Raw genomic sequence first — 3,901 nt, forward strand, 5'->3', positions numbered from 1 at the left:
CGCCAGACGCGACCAGATAGTCGGCGACGAAAGCAGCCCTCCCCGGCGGAGTTTCTCCGGGGAGAGGCGGAGGTAGATTTTTTAGCGGCCCAGCACGTAGCGCCCCGCCCACGTTTTTTACCTACGATCAGAAGCCGGCAAATGCGGCGGACGAAGAACTCTCCTTTGAGAGCGTGAGTTTTTAGATCAACTTTATGTCCGTTATATCGCTTACGGTTAATCCGTGGACTTTCAACCCCTGCGCCAGCACTCCGTTCAAAACCGGGCAGACAAAGAATAAATCCCGATATACATGTTCCGCACGATGATCGAGCACATAGGAAAGCGCCCGGAGATAAATAGCCGGAGAACGGAACAAGTAGACGCCGGCGGAAGCTTCTTCCGATATAACGCGTTTCTCCGCCGCCTCGACAACGTTGCCCGCGGCGTCTCTGCGTAAGTATGAATAGGCCGGATGATTAGAAGGGAACGTCAAACCGACTGCTCCCACCGATATATCTGTGAAAAGCGAGAGCGCGCTAGTGCGTTCGTGAAACAAGATGTCCGCCAGATCGAAGCATAAAAGCTCCTCCGCGTGGCCGACTAGCGCGACGCCGGCAAGAATGGTCAGCGCCGCCCCTCGCGTGTAGTCCGAGAGAAAAACCTGGCGTGCATTAGGATACCATTGCGCCAATTTATCCGATGCAAACCGTCGGCTTATAAAACTGTCCCGCAAGACGAAACTCAAGTCGGAGTCTGTTACCTGACCGCTTCGCCACCATGCACGACTTTCTAACGCCAGACGCAACAAAGGCGTCCCGTGTACCTCGAATTCCGATTTGACACGACCATCGGACTGCTCGAAATCAGGTCCGGCTAGGGGGACAATGACTTGCATCGCACGCCCTTCTCAACTCGGCGCGTCGGCTGAAGCAGGCGCGCCAATGTTTTTCAGATAGGTCTGAAGGTCAGATGGGGTGCCGAGCCCGTGCATGGCTGCCGCTGGAATTTCATATACGCCAATTCGAGCGCCGCTACGGATCATATGATTGTAAACTGGACACGTATAAAATTCGTTGTTGATTCTGTCGTTCTCTACGAACATATCTATTGTCGCATTTATTAGATCTCGCGCACGGCGAAAAAAGTATATTCCAACAGTTGCTAGATTCGAAATTGGCTTTTTTTCTGCAACTTCTAATACGAGACCACTGGCGTCAAGACGCGCAAACGACCACTTGGGGTCGCAGGCGGTATCTTGAAATACAAGGATCGAGCCATCGAGGTTGCGATCGATACAATCCCTGACATAGGCGTCAACCGAGAAATCAACGACCTGATCTGAGTTCGCGACCAAGATCGAATCTTCATCGTTGAACAATCTGCGCGCAAGCATGATAGTGCAGAGAGTCCCTTCGGTAAGACGATCGACAGAAACTATCTCTGACTGTTCCGAGAGACGATTTATGATAGAATCTTGGCCATAGGTATGTTCTTTGCGGACAAGCACGACTGTTTTCGAGTCTGTCAGCTTTACATTTTGAAGGACATGCTCAATCATAGGTCGACCAGCGACGTCTATAAACGGCTTAGGCCTCGCCCATCCCGATTTTGCGAATCTACTTCCCTCTCCCGCAGCGGGCACCACGACCGTGACTCGCGGAACGGCCGCTCCCGAGCGACGAGAACGCAATCGCAGATCGACAAAATCCTTCACCTTTTGTGGCGAATAAAAACTATAGTAGGCCGTCGAGGGGACCGGAATGTTCACGACACGTTTATTCATCAAAATGAGTTGATTGAGACTTGGAGCGATAAAAAACTGTTCGCCGACCTTATCGTCTGCAGCTATCGTCGCCATTGCGGCGTCGATAAAATCCTGCGCTTTCCTGAAATAGTATAGGCCAGCGATAGCATGCTCGCTGATCACGGACTTTTCTGCTGCCTGAACGACTTCTCCATTATCGTCAAGACGAACATAAGACCAGCGTGGATGCACCGATCGGAAAGTGACGACACCTGCCGCCCCGGATGATGCCTCGAAGTTTGCCAGTAAGGCAGCTATGTCGACGTCAAGAACCTGATCGCCATTGCAAACTAGCAAAGGCTCACCCATGTCCAACGCGTCGACCGCCAATAGGCAAGTACAAAGAGCGCCTTTCGTCGGCGTTGCGAGCGAAATGACTTCTGCATTCTCGCCAGCCCGCAGTCGAAGAATGGAATCGAGGGAGAATTTGACGACATCATCCCGACAGACAAGGAAAATGAAACGCGCGTCAGGAGCTGCTCTTTTCAGAGGCGCTAGGACGTGTTCGATCATCGTCTCGCCATCGATATCAATCAACGGCTTAGGGAAATGGTATTCGCTAGGATCGAAGAAGATAGACTCGCCAGCTAGCGGTATTAAAATCTGAAGCTTCGAGTTCATAATCTTTCCCTAGTCCCGCTCGTTGATAGCCGTAATGAGCGTTGCGACCTTTTCATAAGTGACATCTGACACGCTGCCCACCACCATCAAATGACCTTTGCTGGCCTGCGCTGCAGCGATTCCGTGTTCATTGTCTTCGAGAATCAAACAGTTTTCAGGAGGAAGCCCAAAACGAGCCATCGCGGTTTCGTACATTTCGGGATCTGGCTTGGCTCGCGACACATCCTGGTTCGAAATAATGAGATCGATATATTGGTCGAGCTTCGATAAGCGCATCATCAGCTCGATAGAACTGCGCACAGAGTTCGAACAGACCGCTAGTTTGAGACCATCCAGTTTCAACCGCGATAGTGTACGCTGATGGATGAAATTTGGCTTGCAGAGAGCGTGAGCCAGCTCGATCGTGTAGCTTTGCTTCAGATCATTCAGAAAGGGATGGAGCCCTACCGGTAACCCTTTCGATTTCGTCAAAATCTCCAGCTTACGCCGCGTTGGCAGGCCATCGTAGGTGGCAAGGTGAGCGTCCCGATCGATCGCCTTGCCGAAAAGGGCTAGCGCACGGTTCAGCGCCTCATAATGCCAATCTTTCGCGTCGATCAGCACGCCATCCATATCGAAAAGAACAGCCTTTATCATTGGTCCACCTGAAAGAACGATAAGGCTTCGACTGGAAAGTCAGTGCAGACCATCACTTGGTCGTTATGCGCGGGGTTCAGCTTTGCGCGCCATTCGTTCCACGCTTCGAGATGTGGACGAGCGTGAAGCTCGGGCGAGACTAGGGCGATCAACTTTCCGTCTGCGAGCGCCTTATGCCCCCACTCTGAGGGACTGTGCGGAATCTCGAAAGAATCGAGCCACACGCCCGCGCACTTATTATAGAACGCAGGGTGTGTCTCGGCATCGCTGAGACGACAAAACACGCGAGCCCTCGAATTGAAATAGCTCCGCATATCCGGGACCGACATATCGAATACGAAAGCCGTCTCGATCGCGTACTCTTCCAGAAGCGCATTTAGCGCCGACGCTAATCCGTCGGCTTTGATATTGAGCGCCAAGCGGCCTGTCGCGTTCGTGCGTCGGTAGAGCGCGAATAGCTGGTCAACGGGCAAGACAAAACCAGATCGTGGCGGATCGTGAGAAACGACGAGAACATTGTCGAGGTCACGGATGTCCGTCTCGATTCCGAAGCCGGCGGCAAACGCTCTCTCGAATGCCTCCAGGCAGTTTTTTTCGGACACGGAAGTCCAAACCCCACGATGGGCAAGGATTTGCGCTTTCATAGCTATTGCCCCTCGAGGCTGGCTGAAACCAGATCAACGGCCACCAAAGGCCCCCTCCCATACCGATGGGGATCGAGCGCCCATTTCTCGGCAGCCTTTTCCAACATCATTCGAAGTGGATCCTCTGCAACCCCCAAACTGCCTATCATGGAGCCAAGCTCTTCCAAAGCTCCATAATTCCATGCAGCACGCATGTCTAGAGCGCTATCCGATC

Annotated in this window: 5 protein-coding genes; all 5 read right to left on the reverse strand. The window is 52.6% G+C overall.

Annotated features, from left to right (window positions below; translation table 11 throughout):
* Positions 1 to 181: 181 nt before the first annotated feature.
* Positions 182 to 877, reverse strand: a complete 696-nt coding sequence (locus A1351_RS04995; protein WP_064032392.1) for a hypothetical protein — start codon at positions 875 to 877, stop codon at positions 182 to 184.
* Positions 878 to 889: 12 nt separating this feature from the next.
* A complete protein-coding gene (locus A1351_RS05000) occupies positions 890 to 2,407 on the reverse strand; it encodes a glycosyltransferase family 2 protein (RefSeq protein WP_064032393.1) in 1,518 nt (505 codons plus the stop codon).
* A gap of 9 nt (positions 2,408 to 2,416) precedes the next feature.
* Complete coding sequence (locus tag A1351_RS05005; protein ID WP_026599953.1) at positions 2,417 to 3,043, reverse strand: HAD family phosphatase; 627 nt, start codon at positions 3,041 to 3,043, stop codon at positions 2,417 to 2,419.
* Entirely contained in the window at positions 3,040 to 3,687 is a 648-nt protein-coding gene (locus A1351_RS05010; RefSeq protein ID WP_064032394.1) for a hypothetical protein, read from the reverse strand. Before A1351_RS05010 ends, A1351_RS05005 begins: the two co-directional genes overlap by 4 nt.
* 2 nt (positions 3,688 to 3,689) lie before the next feature.
* The coding region (locus A1351_RS25600) for a hypothetical protein (RefSeq protein WP_210178237.1) at positions 3,690 to 3,901 on the reverse strand (212 nt) is incomplete at its 5' end.

Source organism: Methylosinus sp. R-45379 (assembly GCF_001644125.1).
In the GTDB taxonomy this organism is placed as follows: Bacteria; Pseudomonadota; Alphaproteobacteria; order Rhizobiales; family Beijerinckiaceae; genus Methylosinus.

Coding starts and splice junctions, on each gene's coding strand:
- A1351_RS04995 (WP_064032392.1), bottom strand. CDS start 877: ATGCAAGTCATTGTCCCCCTAGCCGGACCTGATTTCGAGCAGTCCGAT.
- A1351_RS05000 (WP_064032393.1), bottom strand. CDS start 2,407: ATGAACTCGAAGCTTCAGATTTTAATACCGCTAGCTGGCGAGTCTATC.
- A1351_RS05005 (WP_026599953.1), bottom strand. CDS start 3,043: ATGATAAAGGCTGTTCTTTTCGATATGGATGGCGTGCTGATCGACGCG.
- A1351_RS05010 (WP_064032394.1), bottom strand. CDS start 3,687: ATGAAAGCGCAAATCCTTGCCCATCGTGGGGTTTGGACTTCCGTGTCC.